The following is a 23166-nucleotide window of genomic DNA, read 5'->3' on the forward strand; positions in this document are numbered from 1 at the left end:
CCCTGTATAAAGTAATGCCATCGTAAACATCTGAGGATAAATTAATTCAGTTCTATAGCAGAATAAGTCACCATTTGCTATTCTGTATATCCATATAATAGAATTAGGATGGCTTGAATATCTGACTTCCTAACGCAATTCGTATGATGATTAAATCTCCATTTACTTGTACACTTTAAATATAAAACCTAAGAGGTGATCTGTTATGAGAATCGGAATTCCAAAAGAAATTAAAAACAATGAAAATCGTGTCGCTATCACACCTGCGGGGGTCGCAGAATTCCTTCAACATGGACATATCGTATATATCGAGCAACTGGCAGGTGCAGAAAGCGGGTTCCCTGACAATGAGTATATAGATGCAGGAGCCATCATCGTAGAACAAGCTCAAGACGTATGGAGTCAATCCGATATGATCATGAAAGTTAAAGAACCGTTACCTAGTGAATATGAATACTTCCGTAAGGGACTTATTCTATTCACTTATTTGCATCTAGCGGCTGAGCCCGCTCTAGCCAAAGCATTAGTAGATAAAGGAGTAACAGCTATCGCCTATGAAACGGTTACTGTGAATGGAACTTTACCTCTACTGACACCTATGAGTGAAGTAGCTGGACGGATGTCAGCACAGATTGGAGCACAACTACTAGAGAAACCTCAAGGAGGCAAAGGGATACTATTGTCTGGTGTTCCTGGAGTTGCGCGAGGTAAGGTAGCCATTATTGGTGGCGGGGTTGTTGGTATCAATGCTGCCAAGATCGCTATTGGACTTGGAGCAGATGTTACCCTTCTCGATCTGAGTGTAGGACGGTTGCGGCAAATAGATGATATATTCGGCAATCAAATAAAGACCTTAGTCTCGAATCCATTTAATATCTCCAAAGCTGTATCCGAAGCAGATTTATTGATAGGAGCTGTTCTTATTCCAGGAGCTAAAGCCCCGAAGCTCGTCACAGAACAAGTGGTGAAATCAATGAAACCCGGTTCCGTCATTGTGGATGTAGCCATCGATCAAGGTGGAATTGTAGAGACCATTGATCATATCACAACACATGATCATCCAACGTATGTGAAACATGGGGTCGTTCACTATGCTGTAGCTAATATGCCTGGTGCGGTACCACAAACCTCAACAATTGCGTTAACAAACGCTACGTTTCCATTCGCGCTAGACATTGCTAACCATGATATTCAGGATGTTGTTCTAAATAACCCTGCTATCCAGAGTGGAGCTAACGTCATTAATGGCTATATTACCTTTGAAGCGGTAGCTCGGGATCTAGGTTATGAATATGTTCCAGCTGTCCAAGCGTTCAATTGAGTAACCCTCTAAGGTTCTAAGTATCGCCAACGGCTGTTGTTACACGGGCACAAGCCGCTGTTATGTTCAAACAACGGCTACAAGTTATCCAGCTTATCAATTAGAAACCCCGCCTTCATCTTTCATGGAGGCGGGGTTTCACGTTCAGTTGAACTAACACGAACGGCAAGAGAGACACGAACATCTCTCGATGTTCGCTACAATGCCATCACTGTAGCCATTCCTAACGCTACAATTCGAGCCATATTCATAATAAGGAAATTACGAACGGCCAAACCGAACGTATCTTTCTTAGTCTGTTTAGACATAAATGCCTTCATATTCTTCCTCACAGGGATTAATGTAAGCAGGATAAGTGCAATAATTATAGGATTTACCTTCAAGAACCCTAATACAATCAAATCTAAAAAGGAAGCATAATAAATGCAACGAAATAAAATTAGAGCATATGGTTTCCCGATATATACAGGTAATGTGTATCTCTTATTCTCAATATCTTCATCCATATCACATATATTGTTAGCTAACATGATATTCGCAATACATAAAACTGCAGGTATAGAGATAAGGAAGATTAATAATACTTCAATGATATCTATGTGAACCATAAGATGTTGTTGGTCGAATGCGAGAGACACGAGTTGATCATCCCAGACATGTATGTAAGTTGAAATAAAGATGATCACAAAACCCATGAATAGTCCTGAGAATATTTCACCTAAAGGCATTCTTGAGATAGGGATCGGACCGAATGAATATAGAATACCTACTAGAAAAGACAGCCCACCCAGTAGAAATAGTAAAAGACCTGTTTGAAACACGAGGACGATTCCTGTAACTGTCGCTATTAGGAATAGAATGATAATAATCGATACAACCGTTCGCTCTTTAAGATTATCTTTCACAATGACATTGTGAATTTGATAACCGTAGCCTTCTTTTTTTCTGGCTTTTTTGAAGTCATAATAATTATTCATTACCGTTGTGAACATATCAAAGCTGAGCAAAGAAATCAGCATTAAGACGAAATGATACACATTAAACTCGTGGAATCGAAATATCGCGTAGACCGATCCTATAAGAAAAGGAACTACACTCGCCACTTTAGTCCTAATTTCTACTAAATCCAAATAACTTCTCAACGTCATATTCATCATCCTTATTCCAACATTACTTTAAAATGATGATATACAACTTTTAAACATTATGCAGAGACAAATGTCACTACTGGGCGAAATAACGATTTTCAACTGGATAGCCTTACAATGCCAATTATTTAAGCCGTGTCCTCCCTAAGCAGGAAGGTATGGCACCCAGACAATACCGCGATAATATGAAGGTATGATTTATTCATGAGCAAAAGAGGTATACAATGAGACCAAGAACTTCCCTTAATCTGTAACTCCCAGCTTAATTTCACTGTATAAAAGAAGGAGTGAAAGCACATGTTTAAAGTTATTCTCGTAAGACATGGTGAAAGTGTGTGGAATGAAGAAAATCGGTTTACAGGGTGGACGGATGTGGATCTGACGAAAAAGGGAGTGCTCGAAGCCATTAAGGCAGGAAAGCTACTCAGAGAACACAATTACTCTTTTGATATCGCCTATACCTCTGTTCTAAAAAGAGCGATCAAGACGCTTGACTATATTCTGGAGGAAACGGATCTTCTGTGGATTCCTATCATCAAATCCTGGAAGCTAAATGAACGCCATTATGGTGCATTACAGGGTCTTAACAAACAAGAGACAGCTATCAAATATGGCGAAGAGCAAGTCATGATTTGGAGAAGAAGCTTTGATGTACCTCCCTTGCCTATTACAGCAGAAGACGATCGTTATCCGAAAAGAGACCTCAGATATAAGGAATTAACAGATCTAGAAATTCCTCTTGGAGAAAGCCTCGAGACCACAATTGAAAGAGTCATTCCTTATTGGGAACAAGAGATTATTCCGCAGATTAAAGCCGGAAAACATGTGATGATCGTCGCTCACGGCAACAGCTTAAGAGCATTAATGAAATACATCGAGAATATTAGTAGTGAAGATATCATGGATCTGAATATCCCGACTGGGGTTCCTATTGTATACGAACTAGACGACAACTTGAAGCCATTAGAAAGGCATTTCTTAGGCACGCAAGAGAGAGTGCAGGAGAAAATCGATGTCGTGGCAGATCCAGGTAAAATTATGGAATAGCATAGAAAAAGAGGGCTCTCAGCCCTCTTTTTAATAAATATTGTAGTATGATGATGTGCTTCTCCGCTTAATCACGAAGCCATGAATCAAAAAAATGTCGATAGCCTTCCTTCATTACCCTACTTGAGAATTTCTCAAATGCATAATCCCGATTATCGGTTGAGACATTAAGCGGTGACGCAGCTGCCATATTCACAAGCTCGAACCAATTCTTCTCATTGCCTGAGAAGGCGTGCTTCGAGCTGATATGATCGTAGCAAGGATGCTCTGGTTTAACTACCATTTTACCCATCGCTAATGCTTCCGTAAGAGGCATAGCAAACGTATCAAATTTCGAACAGCTCCAATACACCTTCGATGAGTTCATCAGCGTGAATATCTCATCTTGTGTTAAAGCGAACTGTAATTTCACATTGTCTGGGATACTATATTTCTTCATACTTTCTTTGTATCTTACCCCGCCAAAGACCATATATACTTCCTTACCCGGATTCTGCCGTGCATACTCTAGTACTAGATCCGGCCGTCTATTCTCCTCATCTCTACCAATCCAGAGCACACGATTCTGGACAATTAGAGATGGATCATAGTGCCGTTCTGCTAACGCTTCACTAAATCCAATAGGAATGACCGTCACATCTTCCACACCAAAATTCCTATCTAGTTCACGCTTGAGAAACTCCGTCTGTACGACAGCTTTGTCTACCATCTGATAAAAAGGCTTCATCATCTCATAACCCGTCAATGCCGGATCTGGGAAGCTATGCGGAAAAAGAACGCTGTTCTTAACGAACATTTTCAAATAAGTAAACCCCGAAACCGTATATATAACATGCTCAATGTTATGAGAATGGATCTGATCCAATACAATATCATAGTTCACTAAATCGCCCTTCTCATGCTCGTAACCTGGAACCCAATCATGTCCATTTACATGACGTTCAGGAGATATGAACACAATTTCTACCCCTAGCTCCCTACCTATTTGCTGTAGCCGATCCGCAAATACACGAGGTCCCTGAGCTTCAGTAAACTGAATTTTCCTCATGACCAAACCCACTTTTTTCATAAATCCCCCACCCGTTCCTAATCATTATTCGTTAGTAAAGAAGCTATATCTCTGTAGACTCTACAGGTATTCTCGTGAAATAACGTTCGATCTTTTTACTTATGAATAATGACAGACCAATAAACAAGAAGACATATAGCAATTGAAAGGGGTGCTCTACAAATCTTCTCAGATCATAACCAATATAAGAAACATAAAATATCATGATAGCTTTACCAAAACATACAGCGATAAGAAAGGAAAGAACCCGCATACGTGCTACTCCAGCAGCTATATTAATAACAACAAAAGGTCCTACGGGAAATATACTAAGCAGAAATACATAACTGAAAGCATTACGGCGTACCCATATCATACTTTTCTGTACCTTAGGCTTCTGAGCCCACCTCTGGAGATAAGGCGTTGACGCTACCTTGCGGACAACCAAGAAAGTCACCATACAACCACCGATCATACCGATCCAAGAATATAGGAATCCGAGCCAGAGTCCGTATACAGCAGCATTTACACCTACAATCACAAAGGTGGGTAGAGGGGGAATGAATGATTTCATGAACGTCAATAAAATGCCTGGCAGAGGGCCGAAATCACGGTATCTATCCAGCATCTCCTTTATATTCTCTTCTGTCAGAATCGACATAATGTCTAGCGTACCCATTTACTTTACACACCTACTTTTATCTCAATCATTTGAGTTTCTTATATTCATTATAATCATTTTATCTGTAATCATCCTTTAAAGATATCTAATTTGTGTCATCCTTGTAGCTACCCTATGTATAATCCGTTACAGCTTCACAGAAGATCATGGTAAACTAAACTAAGATAAGGCTTGTTGACCACAGGAGGTAACCATGGTGAATGATACAAACCATACGCAGCTTGAGAACCTATTAATTCTAGATCGAATGGATGACCTAACGGTAAGTGATGCGCTATATCCATTCGCTTTGGACGAGCTTCTATGTAGACATACAGGCAAAGGCGGACCGGCCATATGCCATATTTGGCGTCATCCAAGAGCCTTTATTATGGGAATTCGTGACAGCCGACTACCTCAAGTAGAGCAGTCCAGACAATGGCTAGAATCACAAGACTATGAAGTCGCCATACGTAATTCTGGCGGTGCGGCTGTTCCGCTAGACCTCGGAGTAGTCAATATATCCCTGATTTTACCCAAGCAAGAACAAGCAGATCTCCACTTCCATCGTGATTTCGAAATGATGTACAAGCTCATTCAGATGGCTTTACTAGAAACAGGATTATGCGTGGATAAAGGCGAAATCGCCGGGGCATATTGCCCAGGCGATTTCGATTTAAGTATTCATGGACGTAAGTTCTGCGGCATTGCCCAACGCCGTCAAGCACATGCTTACATTGTACAGGCGTTTATCATTGCTGAAGGCTCAGGCCAAGAACGTGCACAGCTCGTGCATGAATTTTATAAGCAAGCGGCTACAGGTGCAGAAGCTTCAGATTATCCGCAGGTAGCTGCAAGCAGCACAGCCAGTCTGGAGGAATTAACTGACTTGAAACAAGACGCGGCTCATACCTTCGCCGATGCTGTGAAACGAGTCATTCAGGCTCATCAGACTCCGTCTGTCTTATCGGGTACGACTAGCGAGCTACACTTGCCAGAGTTAGTCGAGGTTCTGAACATGACCAAGACGCTACGTTCTCGCTATGAAGTGAAGTCTTAACAATTACTGCCCTGACGCAGAAAATAAAGAATATGCTGAAAAAGAACAAATTAATTCTCAGATTAAAGTTATTGTTGTTCCCCATCCTAATCAGGACGATTTGTTGGATACAACATTGGCTTTGTCTCCTTTAAAACATCTAAGTCTGAAAGGGATAGACAACTTCAATAGGAACACTATATTTGGTTATATATGGTTTATTGCCAGCGTTCATTGTACCATAATATTCGTTTCATTGGGAAATAATGGGTATTTTTAATCCTGTTAATCCCTTTAAATCTTAATAACCTAAAGAGCAGCCCAGACTATGAAATCATAGTGTGGACTGCTCCTTGTTTCAAACGCTTCTATCTAATTTATGGCTTATCGAAATAACCAACAGCAATAGCATGATCAATCATGAGTTGAAAGAATGACTCATTGGGTTCCTGACATTTCACATTCGAGGGTAATAAATACTCAGTCGTCTGTGTACAAGTGTATCTGTATATGGAGTGTTTCGCGCCATCCCCTTCTAATTGGGCCATAGCTAACTCCAATCCAGCCTGTTCCTTCGGTTGACTACTATCAAGTACCCACGCTTCGTACTCCGACCAATCCATCAGGGTGATATCATACCCGTATTTGTGGAAAAAGCCTATCATTTCTTCATATGGAATCTGTACAGGATTGCAAATATGAAACATCTTGCCTACGGTATCATCATTGTGCATCAATGCCGTAATGGCTTGTCCCGCATAGTCAATTGGCGTAATATCAACCTGCCAACTGACCTGAGGTGCCCTCTTCAACACGAGCATTCCTTTGAGCATTCTATAGAATGCATTACTATCAATGTTACTCTGAAATGCCCCTGTGCGAGAATGACAAGACAAGTTGCCCACACGGTATACCGTTACTGCAACGCCTTCCTCCTGACAAGTTCTGACTACAAGCTTCTCTGCTTCCAGCTTGCTGTTCGTATACACATTATCAATACTCACCGTATAATCGTAGGCGCCATGATCCATAAACGTTTGCCACTGATCACTGAGCGCCAAGTCCTCAGGGATTCCAAGTGTAGATACAAAGTGAAACCGGATATGCGATTTCCTTCTGGCGATATCAAGAAGTCGATTTGTACTCTCCACATTGACTCTAGCGAAATACTCGGGTTCTCCGAAATGCTTCACTTCAGCCGCGCAATGAATGATCGAATCAATCTTATCATGCAATATAGCCATAACCGTATCATTTATTCCTAAATGTTCTTTCTCCAAATCACCTTGAACCGCAACGATTCGCCCATCCATCTTGTCTGCAATGCTACTTCCAAAATAAGACCTCATTGTGTTTGTCAGACGCTTATATGGATCTTCAAGCCCTGAAGAACGGACCAGACAGTAAATAACAGCGTCGGATGTATACAACAGCTCATGCAGTAGATGTGAACCCAAGTAACCCGTAGCTCCGGTTAACAAGATATTGTTGTAGGTATACTCATGAGTCTCACTTGAAGAATTCAGCCCAAATGAACGCGGATATTCCTCTAAATCTTGAATCATAGCATGATCAACGATGCTGTTATTGACCACAGCAGTGGACTTTAATTCGAGAACTCGCTCTGCCAATTGTGCAATGGTAGGAAAGGCGAAGAAGTCGTTGATTTTTAAATTTGGGAACTTCGGCTTCAATACAACAAGAATCTCTAATATCTTCAGCGAGTGTCCCCCAATTTCGAAGAAATCATCATGAATACTGATTCGGGTACGTTTTATCGCTTTCTCCCATGCCGCAGAGATTTCCTGCTCCAATTCATTCCGGGGAGCATCATAATGCGTAGTTTCTTCCTCCACGATCTCCACTTCATACACCGCTAGCTGTTTGCGATCTATTTTGCCAGTAGGAGATACAGGCATCACTTCCAAATAACTAAAATGACTCGGAATCATATAGGACGGTACCCTCGTGCTTAGAAATTGAACAAGTTCATGCTTAACTATCGCCGCTCCATCCTTCGATGTATAGAAAGCGACCAATATTTTCGTTCCATCCGCTTCCTCTTTGGCAATAATAGCAACGTCTTTGATATTATCGAATTTGACTAGGTTATCCTCTATTTCTCCAATTTCGATCCGATACCCTCTGATCTTAACTTGTAAATCCTTTCTACCCATGTACTGTATTCCATTCTCCTGTAAAGTGACCATATCACCAGAACGGTAATATCTTTTGCCGGAATTAGGATTCACAGGATCGGGGATGAACACTTCATCCGTCTTGACCCGTTGGTTCAAATAGCCCTTAGCCAAGCCAACAGAGCTGATAAGCAACTCGCCCATGACGTTCAACGGACAAAGTTGATCATTCTCGTTCACAATAAGCACTTCGTAATTCGAGATCGGGGTTCCGATGCAAATGTTGGATAAATGATCTGGAACTACATAATCAATAGTATGCGTAGTCGTAACGACCGTTGCCTCTGTTGGACCATAGGCATTTACGATGATGGGTCTGTGATCAAGCTTCTTCTGGAATACCCGAACGGACTCTCCAGTCAAGGCTTCACCACCAATTACAAAGCTCTTAATATTGCTATGTTTCGGAGCATCCTCATCACTGAGATATGCTGATAATTGATTGAAGAATACAGTAGGTAAAATACCAATACGCGTTGCCTTAACCTCTTCTATAGCTGCTGTAAATGATTCTATTGAGAAACGCTGTTCATTCGAAAGCAAGTGTAACCTAGCACCACTACTGATCGAACTAAATATGTCATACACCGATGCATCGAAGCTAAAAGTAGAATACTGCATAATCACATCTTCTTCGTTCAACTGTAGATGGTTAACGGTTGAAGCCGCGAGGTTTATAACACCCGTATGCGCGATCATAACGCCTTTGGGTTTGCCTGTAGAGCCAGAGGTGTAGATAATATAAGCCAGATCATCTCCATCTATCTGCACATCAATAGGTTCCTGAGGATACAAATGAAGTTCAGTATCTATACGAAAGATAGCGTCATCTGAAACATTATGATCTAATAACATGGATAACTTACCTGTATATTGATCTTTTGTAATGACCAATTGCGATTTCGTATCCGTTATAATGTAGGCGTTCCGATCATCCGGATGCTCTGGATCGAGAGGGACATAAGCTCCTCCAGCTTTCAGAACCCCCAGCATCCCTATGATGGCTTCGATACTTCTCTCCATGAAAATAGAGACAAATCCACCTTTAACGAGCCCTTTTGCTACCAACATATGAGCTACTTGATTCGATAATTGATCCAGCTGTCTGTAGGTTAAGTGCGTAAGCCCGGAAGAAAGAGCAACTCTATCGGGAAAGCGACTTAGCACCGATTGCAGCATCGCAGGGACGCTCATCGCAAGGGGAAGCTCCATCGCCGTATCATTAAGCACATCATAGGCTTCCACATCTTCTTCAGTTAGAATAGGTATACTTCCAATGGAGATATCTTCTCTAACCAATACAGCATTTACAATGTGCTGGAAGTGACGAGCAAATTTACGAATAGTGCTCTCTTTGAACAGATTTTTATGATAAGCAATGTGGATTACCCATTGACCTTTTTCTTCCTGTACAGACCAGTTTAGCGAACTAGCCTCAAGGGTGCTATCCACCCCATAGATCGTCTTCACAATGGCGGATTGTCCTACCATTTCTTCAATCACCGATACGGGTAAGCTAGCAGCATAGGTATGCTGCAGTTTATCCGTAATCTGCTTAAATAACTGTTGGAATGAAATATCCCCTTCACAAGCTATCCGAAACGGCAATACATTCCCTTGGCTATCGTTTACTCCTATAATCAGATCATTCTCACCTGTCATTCTATACAGAAACGCTATATAGCAGCTAAGCATCCAACCCTTCATATCGAACCGATCTTTACAAGTGTTAATCTGCTCTGCATGTACATCCAACAAAAAAGTCGTTTTCTGAACCTCTCTGACCGTGGGATGTTTAGGAAAATCCGTATATATATCGAATATGGATAGAGGAGCTCGGAGCTCCTCCAGCCAGTAATTTTTATTCTGCTCTGCCATCAACAGAGTGTTCATAGTATCCGCTCCTTACTTATCTCTCTATAGAAGTGAAGTGTAGAATCTAGAAACCTACACTATAGTCAACTATCATTAGCAGAAGACCCATTGTTTCTAAAGTTTCAATCCGTCGACTACGTCCTCTAATCTATCGGAAATCTGATTCAAATGCTCTGCTGATTCAACAAGTTTATCAGAGGATGAACGTTGTCCCTGAGCACTTTCCTTGATCTGATCTGCCACTACCGAATTCTTCTCTGCCAATACGGCTAGTTGCTTGATTGAGGATGTGATCTGTTCTGTCTCAGCCACCATTTCCTCCGTTGCAGCAGAAACCTCTTGAATCTGACTTGTAACTGACTCTGTAGCTGCTAGTATTCCGTCAAACAACATTCCCGTCTCTTTCACAATCTCAATACCCACTTCAACGTTCTGCTCTCCCTCGCTAATCGCTGATACGGCTACTAAAGTTTCCTGCTGAATATGGTGGATTAACTCCGTAATTTTCTCAGCTGATCTCCCAGACTGTTCAGATAACTTCTTCACCTCATTAGCAACAACTGCGAATCCACGTCCCTCTTCACCTGCTCTAGCCGCTTCAATGCTCGCATTTAAAGACAGTAGGTTGGTTTGTGAAGCAATCTCTGTAATCACTTGTACGATCTCACCGATTTCTCCCGAACGCTTCTGAAGCTGTTCAATGGAATGCACCGAATTTAGAACAGACTTTTGAATTGAATTCATCTGCGTCATAACTTTGTCTACATTGTCAGTACCTTGCTCAGATTGGTCCCTCATTTGCATCGATGTATCAGATAACGTAGTGGTACTTGCAGCAATTGTAGTTACTCCTGAGGAAATTTCCTCAAGTGAGGTTACACTCTCCGATATGGACTTACTTTGCTGAGACACTCGATCCGATATCTCCTCAATATTCGCTGTAATTGCCATTGCGTTCTCATGACTATCCTCCACAGTAGAGAATAATATTTTAGATTCCTCAGCAGATTCTGTTGATACTGTTTTGATAGTCGCAACTAATCTATTCATGTTATTCACCGTCATATTGAACTTCTCAGCTACTTTACCAAGTTCGTCAGTACTCGTCGGTAATTGAACACTAAAATCTCCTTGGCTTAGCTTATCCAAGGCAGCCATCAAGCCTTTCACAGGAGCAAAAGTTTGCTTTATGGTGAAATATTGCATAGTTAACACAACAATCAATGTGGCCAGTAAAGCTAGTATCGTATATTTAACTAATTCATGCTGACCTTGTGTAATTAAGCTTGCATCGATATCCATGGCCATATAAGCAAATACAGTTCCTTCACTATCTTGGAAAGGGTACAGAACTGTTACCCAAGTTCCATAATCATCAGAATAAGGTTTAGTGAAGCTCATCTGCTTCGTCTTCAACATATCCTTAACGCCATCTACGTGAATAGCAGCCTGTTCATACATATCTCCTAACTTCATGCCTTCTCCTTCAAATATATCCAATACTGCTGTTGGAAAAGAAATATTAGACGTCTTATTACCGTCTTCAAGTTCAGAACCATAGATATAGCCTTGCGCAACGTTAGGGTGTATAACGGATAGTTCATCAAATATCCCCATTAATTTCTTCTGAATCGGTGAATTACGATCCTTGTTCGCTTTGGCCTCAGCTGCCTCTTCGGGTGATATTTTGTTGATCCATGCAGTCATAATTTTTCCTGAATCCGAATTTAATTGGTTTGTCAGAACCTCGCCCTGAATATAATAACTGGATGCGATTAATATAACGCCCGTCAAAATGATGAATAGACTCGTCAGTAACATATTTTTAGTAACAATACTTCGTCTGGTAATAACGTTAATCATTCGTGGTAACTTCATTATCGGTCTCCTCTTATTATGTAATTTTGATTTCAAAATATGACCACCTAGCTACATAGTCTTACGTGATATTAAGTCCCCCCTTTCTTGATCTGATAGGTTTGATAGATTTGATAGGTTCTCCCTTGTGAAAGCAAAAAAAAGATGCCCATATCGCATAAATAGCCATAGGTCACCACTCCATATGCAACTGGCTGACTTTTCCTTCGAGGAAGTAGTCCCTATAGTTTTGCGTCACTACTTTTCAGTAGCTTTGCCGATATGTATTAAATGATAAAAACGCCATTACGGGAATCACAAACAAGTAGTTCTATTTTACTACTAATATGAAAATTTTTCTATATTATTTCACTATCTTCTGAAAATCTGTCGAATTGGACCCATTTTACTCATAATTTCGACAAAGTGAAAACAAAAATAGGACCTTGAAAATACTCCGCTCCTACTAATCCATCCTTAAGCACTAACCCCCGTACCCATGCTCCACAAAAATTAATGTACCTACCGCTGTTAACCATTGAATTGCAGTAGATTGGACACTTGAAGGGTTGGTTTATGTATGAGTAAATTGTGTTACCTATTAGAGGAGGTCATGCAAATGAGCCTATCGCAATCACCGGATATACAAACCTTCTACTTCGAAGATGACGCCGTAGCTTTAAAATAAATCCATACTTAAGTAACGCTCACCTGTATCAGGTGCGATACATACTACTCTTTTGCCAGAGCCTAACTTCTTAGCTACTTGAATCGCCGCATACACAGATGCACCTGAGGATGGACCGACCAGAATACCTTCCAGACGCGCTAAATCCTTCATCATTCCAATGGCATGATCATCCGAAATTTGAATGATTTCATCGTATACATCTATGTTTAGGATACTTGGTACAAATCCCGGGCTTGTTCCTACCAATTTATGTGGACCGGGTGTGCCCCCAGATAAAACGGGCGATCCTTGCGGTTCAACAACAGCGATATGAAGATTCGGCAAAACCTTTCGCAACGTCTCACCTGTACCGGTAATTGTACCCCCAGTACCTGCTGTAGCTACGAACGCATCAAGCCGATGCTCCATTTGTTCCAGAATTTCCGGCGCTGTCGTTATACGGTGAATATCGGGATTAGCTGGATTCTCGAACTGCTGTGGAATGAAACTGCCCGGAATCCCTTCCTGTAACTCCAATGCCTTAGCAATAGAACCTGGCATTCTTTCACTGCTTGGAGACAGAACTACATCGGCCCCGTAAGCTTTCAGTATATTGATTCTTTCCTTGGACATATTATCTGGCATCACAAGAATCGCCTTGTACCCTTTGGCCGCTGCAATCATCGCAATGCCAATGCCCGTGTTGCCACTCGTAGGTTCAATAATCGTTCCTCCAGCGGTTAGCAGACCTTTCTCCTCAGCCGTCTCAATCAGATTAAACGCAGCTCGATCCTTCACACTTCCCGAGGGATTGAACATTTCCAATTTCACATATACATCAGCAGCGCCATCCGGAACCGTGCGATTCAATCGCACCATCGGCGTATGTCCAATAAGCTCTGTTATACTCTGAGCAACAAGCACTGTTCATCTCTCCTCAGCTGTCTGTTTTTCTCATGATAAATTTAATTACTAGAATAACATAAAACCTATGGATGTACTAGGAATATTGGCGACGGTGAACTGGGATATGACGGATTGTCAAGCCAAGTGCGACAGAGCATCCGTGAATGATTCGTGAGCGGTCTTCCAACCCAGACATTTCCTGGGTCGGTTGTTAATCAGATTGAGGGCCTTAGCCAGTTCAATATCAGTCACCTCTGCGAAGTCTTTGCCTTTGGGAAAGAACTCTCGAAGGAGGCCATTTCCATTCTCGTTGGAACCACGTTGCCAAGATGAGTAGGGATCAGCAAAGTAGACATCTATGTTGTGAGTAAACTCAAGCGAGCTAAAGCAGGCAAACTCTTTCCCTCGATCCGTAGTTGCGCTCTTGAAAGTGCCCTGTGGGTACTGAGATGCGGCGGCACCAAAGGCAATCTCCATAGTACTACACCTAATACAACGAACACTGCTAAAACTAAAAATTGATGGTTCATTTGCTTTCATCCTCCTCAGGTACAAATACTTCATTAATAGATACATTAAATGCCTTTGCAATATTGAAAACTAACTCTAACGAAGGTGTATATTTATATTTTCCAATGGATATGACTGCTTGTCGCGAAATCCCAACATGTTCTGCCAAATCTAATTGTCTCCAGTCACGTTCAGCTCTCAAAATTTTGATTCGATTTTCAATCAACGTAACAGTCTCCTTTCTGTTTATAATCAACTAATTACATATTGTGAATAAAAGGATTAAGTTCCATAAAAAAATTCAATTACCATAAGTCAGGGATAACAAAATTAATGTTCATTTTTTAGGCGAAGTCGTAGAAATAAATGGCTATCATTTCGTTAACTAGCTCCTCCTCTTAATGAATATTCGCTCGTCAACCCCAAGTTGTTGTGATGAACCATAAAAATAATCTATATACTTATATTAATTTAATTCACATACAAAAAACGAACGAAATCTTCCCTAAAAGAAAGATACCGCTCGCTTTGATTAATATGTTATTTTTTCTCAATATATATAATTACTGAGCAACTGAAAATGTATAAGTCGGAATTAGACCATACGCATCAGATACTTGAGGTAAGCCATATCCATATGAGGTATCTTTCCCAGCGACCCCCAGATCCAGTGCTGTAGATGATAAGTCATTTTTTATACCTTCTATGGTTGGACGTTCTCCAGTCATTTTTTGATAGTAAGCATAGTAATCTGCTATTGCTGCACTAACTGCTGGAGCAGACAAGCTAGTTCCTGTACTGAACATATAACCTTGAGGAACCCCTATACTTCCAAGCATATTATCCATATCTGTTGGATACGCAGTATATATTAATTTTGTAACATCTAGATATCCATCTTCGATTACATAATCGCCTCCAGGTGCGGCAAACTGAATATTAGAACCAATATTACTATAAGATGCTAATGCATTCTCCCTTGTTAGAGCACTCACTGAAAAAACTCCTGGTATACTGCCTGGTAAATGTCGTATTCCTTCTTCTTGAAACTTTAAATCTAAATCCAAACCTTTATTTCCAGAAGAGGATACAATCATTACATTATTCTGTAATGCATATTGAACCGCTCTCTCATAGGCTTCTATAGTAATCTGCTCATTTTCATCATTACTATATTTATAGGTTCCCAAACTCATATTCAAAATATCCTGCTCATCTTGAACGGCTTGTATCATTGCTTGTATCGTGAAATAAGAATCACCCGTTGCATCTCCTATAACTCTGTAAGGTGTAATAACAGCTTTCGGTGAAATTTGAGCAATAACACCTGCAACCATCGTTCCATGTCCATTGGTATCACGTATAGAATTATCACCTTCTATATATGACTTTGCATTGGATAAATCTAATACAGGTGAAATGAGCGGATGATATATATCAACTCCACTATCAATTAAGCCAATACGTACTCCCTGTCCTTCTGAAAATTCAAATGATTGTTGATTTTTAATCATTGTATACTTATACCAAGCTAAATTATCTAAGAGGTCAAAATCGTCAATTGTATTTTGAAGAGTAAGGGATCTTGACATAGAAATGTTTCGAAGTGGAATTTTTTGATCTATTAATCTTTTATCTTCAATTAAAATCTCTGTGAGTTTCCCAGACATTTCAACATTTTTATTTTTATAAATTTCTTGCTCAATTTTTGGAGAAGGTTGATTAATTCTTAGTAAGTAGATTTCAGGAATTTCATAAAATTCAACATCACTGTCTATGGATAATAGCTTTTCTTTAAATACTTCAACACTAGCAACATCATTAAATAATACGTCAATGCTGCCTTCAGATGCTTCAGCATGAACCTCGGAAATTGACCCAAAACCAACCAAAACAAATAATATAATTACAAAGAATATTTTTTTCTGTTTAAACCACATTATCTTCACCTACATTCTCGTATTTGTAATTGTGCGAATAACATCCGTATTAGATTTACACAGTACTGCATTCTTTGTTATATAACCTTTGGTAATAAATGTTATATTTTAATAGGTAACTATGTGTACCAACACCTACTATTTCGCCGTGATCCATTACGACAATCTTATCGAATTGCTCAATCGTAGAGAGTCGATGTGCAACAACAATTAAAGTTGCCTGTATATCAAACAAAAACTCCATCACTATTTTTTCTGAAATATTATCAAGTGCACTTGTTGGTTCATCCAAAAAAATTGCCTTTGGTTTTGAAATTATCGTTCTTGCAATAGAGATTTTTTGACGCTGTCCACCAGATAAATTTTGTCCGCTCTCTGAAATATGAGTTTCGATTCCTAACGGGAAACTATTTACTAGGTCTAGTAAATTTGTAGCTTCAATACTCTTCCAAATATCAGCTTCTGAAAATTCTCTTCCCATCGTAATATTTTCTTTAAAAGTTCCACTGAAAAGGACATTTTCTTGCAATACTATTCCAATATGTTCTCGTAAGTTATGAATATTTAGATTTTTTACATTCTTATTATCGTAAAAGATATTTCCTTTTGTTGTTTGGTATAAACAGGCTGCTAGCTTCAACAGCGTTGATTTTCCAGATCCACTAGGGCCAACAATCGCAACTTTTTCATTAGGCTCAATTGTTAATGAAATATTGGATATGGCTTCCTCTGAAAACTTACTATACTGATAACCAGCATTCTCTATTGTAATTTCACCACTATAATCTGAAAGAACGCCTGCACCTAGTAATGAAGACTCATTAGGTGTATCCAAAATATCTAATAGACGATCTAAATAAATTTTCACCATTAGTAATTGATTGTAGGAATTCATTATTGACAACATAGGTGCCAAAAACGCTGAGCCTATAACATTAAAAGCAATAACTCCTCCAATTGTTATTTGGTGATTCAGAGTTAGAGTATAGCCTATCAGAAATATCATTAGTGGATAAAAGGTCTGTATGGATTGAGGGAGATTGGAAAGGATCGATGAATATTTCGCCTTTGTTCGCTCCATAACAATTTGTTCATTAAAATTACTTTCCCATTTACTGTACATATTTTTTTGAGAGTTTGTAGATTTAATGGTGAAAATATTATTTACAAGTTCATTAATCATATCCTGAGATTTCGTTAGGACTACCATCTCATTTTGAGTGATTTTTCGATTTATTTTTGCATTTATCACTGAAAATATACACAGAATTAGTGCAATTCCTAGTGTAATGAAAGACAATAACTTATTAAATGAAAACATAACGATTAAATAAAGGAAAAAGAAGAAAATATCAATAATCAAACTAATAACTTGTTCTATCAATATTTGTCGTATGTAAGCATTGGAGTTTATTCGATAAATGAGTTCACCTTTACTACGGTTTACAAAATAAGAATAAGGAAGGTCCAGTAGTTGAAAAATAGTCATACTTAACAGACCTTTATCAAAAGAAGTCTGCAAACTTGTAATTATTCTTGTTCTTGCCATGTTCGTTAAAAAATAAGCGATGAAAATTAATAAAACAGAAAAAATAAGAGGAAGCATTCCATCTTGTATCATATTATTAACTTTTCCATCTATAATAAATTGAATCACATAAGGAATTACTAAACTTAAGCACTGCATGATTAAAGCAATAATTAATGTCTTAGCTAAAACTGCTTTATTACTTTTAACGATCTTTAATATTTTTTCATTAATCTGCGGGAGCCTTAGCTTTCTCTCCCTATCATTCGTCACATACAAAGCAACCTCAGAAAATTTTTCTTCAAATTCATCATAGGAAATCTTCATTTTTCCTATAGCAGGATCTACGATGTAAACTAGCTTTGCCGAGACTTTTTCAACAACAACAAAGTGTTTTCGATTCCAATAAGCTATAAATGGTTTCGGCAAGGCTTTTACAGAAGCAGCATTAATTTTCACCGCTTTTGACTTCATCCCATGTTCTGAAAAAACAGTTTGAATTTGAGAAAGATTGTATCCCCCATTGGGTACGCCATATTCTTTTCTTAATGTTGATAATTTAGTTTTTTCAATAAAATAATCAATTAACATTGCTGCACATGCTAAACCACACTCAGAATGTTCACTTTGTTGTTGAAAGCGAATCTTCATAGTTTCTTTTCCTCTTTTCATTCTTTGCTGCTAAATAATCGCCAAAATTATTAAAATCAAGCATTCCAGTCTCTCGCCAGAATTTGGCTTCTCCGGCTTCGACATTATTATTCTTGCTGACTTCCACTTGTTGTAATATTGCCAACTTTGTAATTGAAAAAACTTCTTCGAGGAATTTATTAGACTGTGGTGGTAAATAGGCATATTTACGAATACGATTTGCTATCTGATCTGATACATCACTAAGCCATTCTTCATTATCGATTTGATGAGGTATTTGTGCTGCATTTGATGTACAAATTACATTTCCACCCATCATATTCATTATTTTACTTAATGGTTCTATAACAGTGTTATGGCCATTAGAAGAACAGGTACTAAGAATCACAACAGGTTTTCCTTGCAGGCGCATAGTATGAGCCCACCAAGGTGACTTATCTAATATTAATTTTAAATCTGCGGTCATATAGTGCAAATAAACTGGAGAAGCAACTATCAAAACATCAGCACTCAATATTTTTTCATGCAGTAAATTTAATTCATCTTTAGAAACACATTGTGTTGTAATAAAACATGTGTTACAACCAGTACAAGGTTTTAAATTATAATCCTGTGGAAATGCATATTCCACTTCAAATTCATTGTCACTTAAGCTATCAACAATGCGTTTAATGAACTTTGCTGTATTTCCTTTTTTTCGTCTACTACCTATTAACACAAATATTTTTTTCATATTTTCACGACCCTGTTTTTAGTTTAAATTACTACAATATGCTTGTTTAGCGTTTAAAAAAAAGAGGAGGCAAGCCTCCTCTTGAAATAACATTACAATATATTGCTAATTAACATTTAGCTATGGAAACGATTGCTGTTCCAACAAAACTTACAATAGCAGATACAGCCTTAGAAAGAGCTGGTGTAGCTATTGTAGTTGGAGTCGCTTCAACACCCACGTCCCCTGCTCCCTGCACTAATGTCATTTCAACAAGACTCATGTCTTCGAATGTATCTCCAACAATTGCTTTAGTATTAATTTCTGACATTTTAAAAACCTCCACATTTTATTATTATAAACACATAAGAAAAATCGCTGAATTATGAAATAATAAAACTACTTATTTTTAGCAGTGTCCTTTAATTGTTCTAACTGATAAAATTGATAAAGCAGCAGAACCAGCAGCAGTTAATAGTCCTTCACTTACTATTACAATTGTTGGTGTTGCTGGCGTGGTTTCAGGATTCACATCTCCCGAACCTTGAACTAGTGTCATTTCAACAAGAGTCATATCTTCGAATGTATCTCCAACTATTGCTTTGGTATTAATTTCTGACATTTCAAATCCCTCCATAACTTTTTATTTCAATTAGTAATAGCATCAAATGATACAAAATGCTGAAAAAGAAAAATTAAAATTTCCAACTAATGGGCGGCCAGAGGATTGTAGACAAAGGCAGCACCGTTACGGATATCGGTTCAGTAATCACTATTTCGCCTGAACCCTGAACTCGGGTCATTTCAGCAATGCTCAAATCCTCGAACTTTTCACCAACAATTGCTTAAGTATTAGTATCTTCTATTTTTTTCACCTCCAAGTAACAAGATATCTATGAAAACTAAACTTAGATGTGCACTACCTATAGTTTAGATTCCAACAACAATAAATTGCTAACAGATCCGGAGATATACAAATATATCCATCCGACTCCACTAATTCCATCAAAAATACCTTTTGCATTAGTTTCAAGGATCTTGGGTACTGTATACCCTTCAAACAAAGCGTTCATATTCATATTAGAAATCCATATTTGGATAAATTCTACCCATTTTTCTTCTTGCGTATATTCATATAGCATTTTCAGTGTCGTAATTACACTTCCACTTCCATGACAAAGGGTATCATCATTTCTCATGGTAGTTAAAGATTTATCAAACTGTTCAATCAGAGTCGCTAGTTGTTTTTTGTCAACGATTGTTGGGCATATCTTCATAAGTTCGAGTCTAGCTTGAATCATACCTGGCAATCCCCAACACCATTTTTTTATATTAGTAACAGGAATATCTAATTCAAACTCTTTTGAAAGTAAAGAACTGATATATTCTGAATCCATTATTTCTAGTGAAGCCAAACCAAGAGCAAGGCCAGAAATTCCATGAGCTATTCCTATAACTCCAATTGATTTATCTTCTCCCAAACTGATTCTTTGAATCAATACATTCACAAATTTTTGAACAGTATTTTCGGATAAGGACTCTATTCCAAATGTTAATCGTATCACTGATATTAACCGCAAAATCCCTGAAATTCCTGAAATATAATCTGTACCTTTTATTTTTTCAATATCATCCGTTTCTAAGCTTTCGAGTTTTTCTAATGTTAACTCCAAAAATGATCTTTCACTTACAGTCCCTAAGAGTCTATATTCCAAGGCTATTGGAAAAATTGGTGACAACCACCCTGTGAATGCACTTTGAAATCTATGTCTTTTTGCCTGTTCTACTGCCGTATGAATCAACTTTCTATAATAAGTTAGATATATCTCTTCATTAGTTTTTATATACAACTCCAAAAACAGAATAGAAATACCACTTAATCCGCCATACAAACTCTCATCACATGGAATCATTTTCCACTGTTTTTTATCATTACAATCTACATTAACAAATGAGCATTCCTCATTGTTCTCAAAAGCTTCATCTATCAATCTATCAGCAATCAATTTTGCTTGCTTTAAATAATCAATTTTTTGGACTGGATAATTAAGAGCTCTTTCCTGCTTTTCTTGGTTTAAATAAAAATCCGTGATTCCTAACGAGGATAGCAGTATAGATCTTTGTCTTATTATTTCCTTTTCTGTTAACCCAGATATCCGATGCTTAGATATCTCAAAACCGGATTGTTGATGAAAGTTAGGATATATATTTTGTTGACTATCAATTAAATCTCTAGAATCTGTAATAGAATAAAAGATAGGAATATCATTAAATAGTAAGTCTCTTACTTCACTCTTAATAATGCGTTTATCCAAATATGGATATGCCCAGATATTCATCATTAATCGCTCGCGACAATTCATCTCACGATTATAATTAGGATGATTCGAATAGCGAATCATTGAAGCATATCTTTCTGTTCCTTTTAATAAGGAGCGTATTTTATACCCTTGAAAAATGTTAAGTTCTTCAAGACACTCCGCTTTATTCTCCAATACGAATTTCATGAAGTCATTAAAACCTTCCAAAATTTTTAAACTATATTTTTGAAAATTAATTTCTTCGGTTTCATCAAACTTAGGGATATTGTTCCCACCAGCAAAATAGCCACCCTCGATCTTTTCATAATGAAATTCATCAGTATTAACTTCTGCTGGTGAAAGATACTTTTGAGATAGTTTAACTTCTTTTCCGTTTAAGGCGCTTAACTCGATTTTCTCTCCTAAACCCATACTTATTTGTCTCGGCAATAAGCAAGAATTTGAAACAGAATCTACTTCCAGATGCTTCATTAAGTCACTATATATTGACTCATTCTCCAAATTTAGAGAAGTCTGAAATATCGTTTCGATATCCACAATAACAGGATGTCCCCCATCTGCAATAATATTTTCCAAATGCAGATCATTCATACTCAGTAAATAGCAAAGTGCATTTAAATACCCATAACGAAGGTAAAAATTTTCAACTTCTATTTCACTTTTACAATAGTGAGGAATAACAAATTCATTAAAGGCATAATGTGTTCTATAAATTCCTTTTGGTATTTTAATTGGTAATAATTCAGAATCCCTTGTGTACCAATCTATGAATTTTTCAAAAGCCATGCTTATTTCTAAATTTTTTGGCTTATACACTAATTTTTTATCTCCAAAACTCAAAATCGAAACCGATTTCCCTTGCTCGTGAGAATCACCTGTCGAAAGATTAATTTCTGTTAAATTCAGTTTATCTAACTCTAAAAACTGTCGAATTTCGAAGGAATCCTTTTCTATGCGTTGCAAAATATCGGTGAAATTCTTTTTCAGGTACATTGTCCGAATAGTAGCAACTCTTGCTGCAACAGGATATTCTTCATATAATTTCAAATAACTCTCTTTTGAATATAAAGTTGCTTTTAAGAATTCTTGAAAACGTATTTCCTTATCTTCACTTAGAAAACTGTTCGTTTGTTTATACTCCTCAAGTTTCAAAGCAATTATTTTTCCCATTACATTAAACATTTCTATACAGTGAGCCTCTAGAAATGCTTTAATAACTTCCTGACCTACTTCAACCTCATTCAACTGATGTATCACCTGTTGTAAATGCTGAAGTAAATGTCTATTGAACGGTAAGATTGGAACTTGAACTCCAGCCTGATAATTAATATCCTCATAATCAAACTCATTTAACATTTCAATAAAATCATCAAACCAGACATCTTCTTTGTGTCCATTTGAGTTATCAATTGGTTGAAGCGAGTAAGCAAATTCTTCTTTTGTAAAACTTGTTTCTTTCAACATTATCTCGAAATATTTATCATTTAATAGAGTTCGAACATTTCGCCATTCTTTCAAGTATGTATAATCAATGTTGGAGTGATCAGAATATCCCTTTTTATTTTCATCAATCTTTCTTGCTTTTTCGATTATTTTATTCACGTTTATTATCATTTCCTTTCGCTAAGTTCAAACTTCACAATTCTCCAATTTTATCGCTATTTTAAGATGAAGTTATTAAGACTGAATGAACGGCGTTTATTAACTAACTAGCTTAAATATAGAATAAACCTA

General features: G+C 37.9%; 17 protein-coding genes, 1 pseudogene and 1 riboswitch. Of the genes and pseudogenes, 3 read left to right on the forward strand and 15 right to left on the reverse strand.

All coding sequences use genetic code 11. From position 1 onward, the window contains the following. Positions 1-205 precede the first annotated feature (205 nt). Positions 206-1321: an alanine dehydrogenase gene (gene ald, locus UB51_RS20910; protein WP_044878956.1), complete on the forward strand. Its 1116-nt coding sequence runs from the start codon at positions 206-208 to the stop codon at positions 1319-1321. A gap of 197 nt (positions 1322-1518) precedes the next feature. On the opposite strand, the gene UB51_RS20915 is transcribed toward ald, so the two are convergent. Then, positions 1519-2469, reverse strand: a complete 951-nt coding sequence (locus UB51_RS20915; protein ID WP_044878957.1) for a 1,4-dihydroxy-2-naphthoate polyprenyltransferase — start codon at positions 2467-2469, stop codon at positions 1519-1521. Between the two features lie 297 nt (positions 2470-2766). On the opposite strand from UB51_RS20915, the gene gpmA reads away from it, so the two are divergent. Beyond that, complete coding sequence (gene gpmA, locus UB51_RS20920) at positions 2767-3516, forward strand: 2,3-diphosphoglycerate-dependent phosphoglycerate mutase (protein WP_044878958.1); 750 nt, start codon at positions 2767-2769, stop codon at positions 3514-3516. 67 nt (positions 3517-3583) lie between these two features. Here the strand turns inward: gpmA and UB51_RS20925 are convergent, their stop codons facing one another. Further along, positions 3584-4585 (reverse strand): glycosyltransferase, encoded by a 1002-nt coding sequence (locus UB51_RS20925; RefSeq protein WP_044878959.1) that lies wholly within the window; start codon positions 4583-4585, stop codon positions 3584-3586. 43 nt (positions 4586-4628) lie between these two features. Further along, positions 4629-5243 carry a TVP38/TMEM64 family protein gene (locus UB51_RS20930; RefSeq protein WP_044878960.1) on the reverse strand — a complete coding sequence of 205 codons (615 nt, stop codon included), beginning with the start codon at positions 5241-5243 and terminating at the stop codon, positions 4629-4631. Between the two features lie 196 nt (positions 5244-5439). On the opposite strand from UB51_RS20930, the gene UB51_RS20935 reads away from it, so the two are divergent. After that, positions 5440-6285, forward strand: a complete 846-nt coding sequence (locus UB51_RS20935) for a lipoate--protein ligase family protein (RefSeq protein WP_044878961.1) — start codon at positions 5440-5442, stop codon at positions 6283-6285. Between the two features lie 356 nt (positions 6286-6641). On the opposite strand, the gene UB51_RS20940 is transcribed toward UB51_RS20935, so the two are convergent. The 12 genes and pseudogenes from UB51_RS20940 to lanM all read right to left on the reverse strand — a co-directional run bounded on the left by UB51_RS20940 (position 6642) and on the right by lanM (position 23034). Beyond that, positions 6642-10355, reverse strand: a complete 3714-nt coding sequence (locus UB51_RS20940) for a non-ribosomal peptide synthetase family protein (protein ID WP_052676025.1) — start codon at positions 10353-10355, stop codon at positions 6642-6644. Between the two features lie 96 nt (positions 10356-10451). Further along, positions 10452-12215, reverse strand: a complete 1764-nt coding sequence (locus tag UB51_RS20945; protein ID WP_044878962.1) for a methyl-accepting chemotaxis protein — start codon at positions 12213-12215, stop codon at positions 10452-10454. 182 nt (positions 12216-12397) lie between these two features. Continuing rightward, positions 12398-12483, reverse strand: a riboswitch (cyclic di-GMP riboswitch). Positions 12484-12873: 390 nt separating this feature from the next. Then, positions 12874-13788, reverse strand: a complete 915-nt coding sequence (gene cysK / locus UB51_RS20950; protein ID WP_044878963.1) for a cysteine synthase A — start codon at positions 13786-13788, stop codon at positions 12874-12876. Between the two features lie 117 nt (positions 13789-13905). After that, a pseudogene (locus UB51_RS20955) lies at positions 13906-14250 on the reverse strand (IS30 family transposase); the annotation flags it as partial. A 46-nt stretch (positions 14251-14296) separates the two neighbouring features. After that, on the reverse strand, positions 14297-14506 hold the full coding sequence (locus tag UB51_RS20960; RefSeq protein ID WP_044878964.1) for a helix-turn-helix transcriptional regulator: 210 nt from the start codon (positions 14504-14506) through the stop codon (positions 14297-14299). A 337-nt stretch (positions 14507-14843) separates the two neighbouring features. After that, positions 14844-16220 carry a S8 family peptidase gene (locus tag UB51_RS20965; RefSeq protein ID WP_052676026.1) on the reverse strand — a complete coding sequence of 459 codons (1377 nt, stop codon included), beginning with the start codon at positions 16218-16220 and terminating at the stop codon, positions 14844-14846. Positions 16221-16275: 55 nt separating this feature from the next. Then, complete coding sequence (locus tag UB51_RS20970; RefSeq protein ID WP_044878965.1) at positions 16276-18399, reverse strand: peptidase domain-containing ABC transporter; 2124 nt, start codon at positions 18397-18399, stop codon at positions 16276-16278. Next, positions 18371-19132 (reverse strand): flavodoxin family protein, encoded by a 762-nt coding sequence (locus tag UB51_RS20975; protein ID WP_044878966.1) that lies wholly within the window; start codon positions 19130-19132, stop codon positions 18371-18373. The genes UB51_RS20970 and UB51_RS20975 overlap by 29 nt, the downstream gene beginning before the upstream one ends. Positions 19133-19241: 109 nt before the next feature. Beyond that, complete coding sequence (locus UB51_RS20980) at positions 19242-19442, reverse strand: lichenicidin A2 family type 2 lantibiotic (RefSeq protein WP_044878967.1); 201 nt, start codon at positions 19440-19442, stop codon at positions 19242-19244. Positions 19443-19520: 78 nt separating this feature from the next. Further along, complete coding sequence (locus UB51_RS20985) at positions 19521-19733, reverse strand: mersacidin family lantibiotic (protein ID WP_044878968.1); 213 nt, start codon at positions 19731-19733, stop codon at positions 19521-19523. A 73-nt stretch (positions 19734-19806) separates the two neighbouring features. Further along, positions 19807-19953 (reverse strand): lichenicidin A2 family type 2 lantibiotic, encoded by a 147-nt coding sequence (locus UB51_RS29825; protein ID WP_144407127.1) that lies wholly within the window; start codon positions 19951-19953, stop codon positions 19807-19809. Positions 19954-20034: 81 nt separating this feature from the next. Next, positions 20035-23034: a type 2 lanthipeptide synthetase LanM gene (gene lanM / locus UB51_RS20990; protein WP_160297289.1), complete on the reverse strand. Its 3000-nt coding sequence runs from the start codon at positions 23032-23034 to the stop codon at positions 20035-20037. Between the last annotated feature and the right edge of the window lie 132 nt (positions 23035-23166).

The sequence above is a fragment of the Paenibacillus sp. IHBB 10380 genome (assembly GCF_000949425.1).
Classification (GTDB): Bacteria; Bacillota; Bacilli; order Paenibacillales; family Paenibacillaceae; genus Paenibacillus_AQ.

Coding starts and splice junctions, on each gene's coding strand:
- UB51_RS20985 (WP_044878968.1), bottom strand. CDS start 19,733: ATGTCAGAAATTAATACCAAAGCAATAGTTGGAGATACATTCGAAGAT.
- UB51_RS20925 (WP_044878959.1), bottom strand. CDS start 4,585: ATGAAAAAAGTGGGTTTGGTCATGAGGAAAATTCAGTTTACTGAAGCT.
- UB51_RS20965 (WP_052676026.1), bottom strand. CDS start 16,220: ATGTGGTTTAAACAGAAAAAAATATTCTTTGTAATTATATTATTTGTT.
- gpmA (WP_044878958.1), top strand. CDS start 2,767: ATGTTTAAAGTTATTCTCGTAAGACATGGTGAAAGTGTGTGGAATGAA.
- UB51_RS20945 (WP_044878962.1), bottom strand. CDS start 12,215: ATGAAGTTACCACGAATGATTAACGTTATTACCAGACGAAGTATTGTT.
- UB51_RS20975 (WP_044878966.1), bottom strand. CDS start 19,132: ATGAAAAAAATATTTGTGTTAATAGGTAGTAGACGAAAAAAAGGAAAT.
- UB51_RS20970 (WP_044878965.1), bottom strand. CDS start 18,399: ATGAAGATTCGCTTTCAACAACAAAGTGAACATTCTGAGTGTGGTTTA.
- UB51_RS20930 (WP_044878960.1), bottom strand. CDS start 5,243: ATGGGTACGCTAGACATTATGTCGATTCTGACAGAAGAGAATATAAAG.
- UB51_RS20935 (WP_044878961.1), top strand. CDS start 5,440: ATGGTGAATGATACAAACCATACGCAGCTTGAGAACCTATTAATTCTA.
- ald (WP_044878956.1), top strand. CDS start 206: ATGAGAATCGGAATTCCAAAAGAAATTAAAAACAATGAAAATCGTGTC.
- UB51_RS20915 (WP_044878957.1), bottom strand. CDS start 2,469: ATGACGTTGAGAAGTTATTTGGATTTAGTAGAAATTAGGACTAAAGTG.
- UB51_RS20980 (WP_044878967.1), bottom strand. CDS start 19,442: ATGTCAGAAATTAATACTAAAGCAATTGTTGGAGATACATTCGAAGAC.
- UB51_RS20940 (WP_052676025.1), bottom strand. CDS start 10,355: ATGAACACTCTGTTGATGGCAGAGCAGAATAAAAATTACTGGCTGGAG.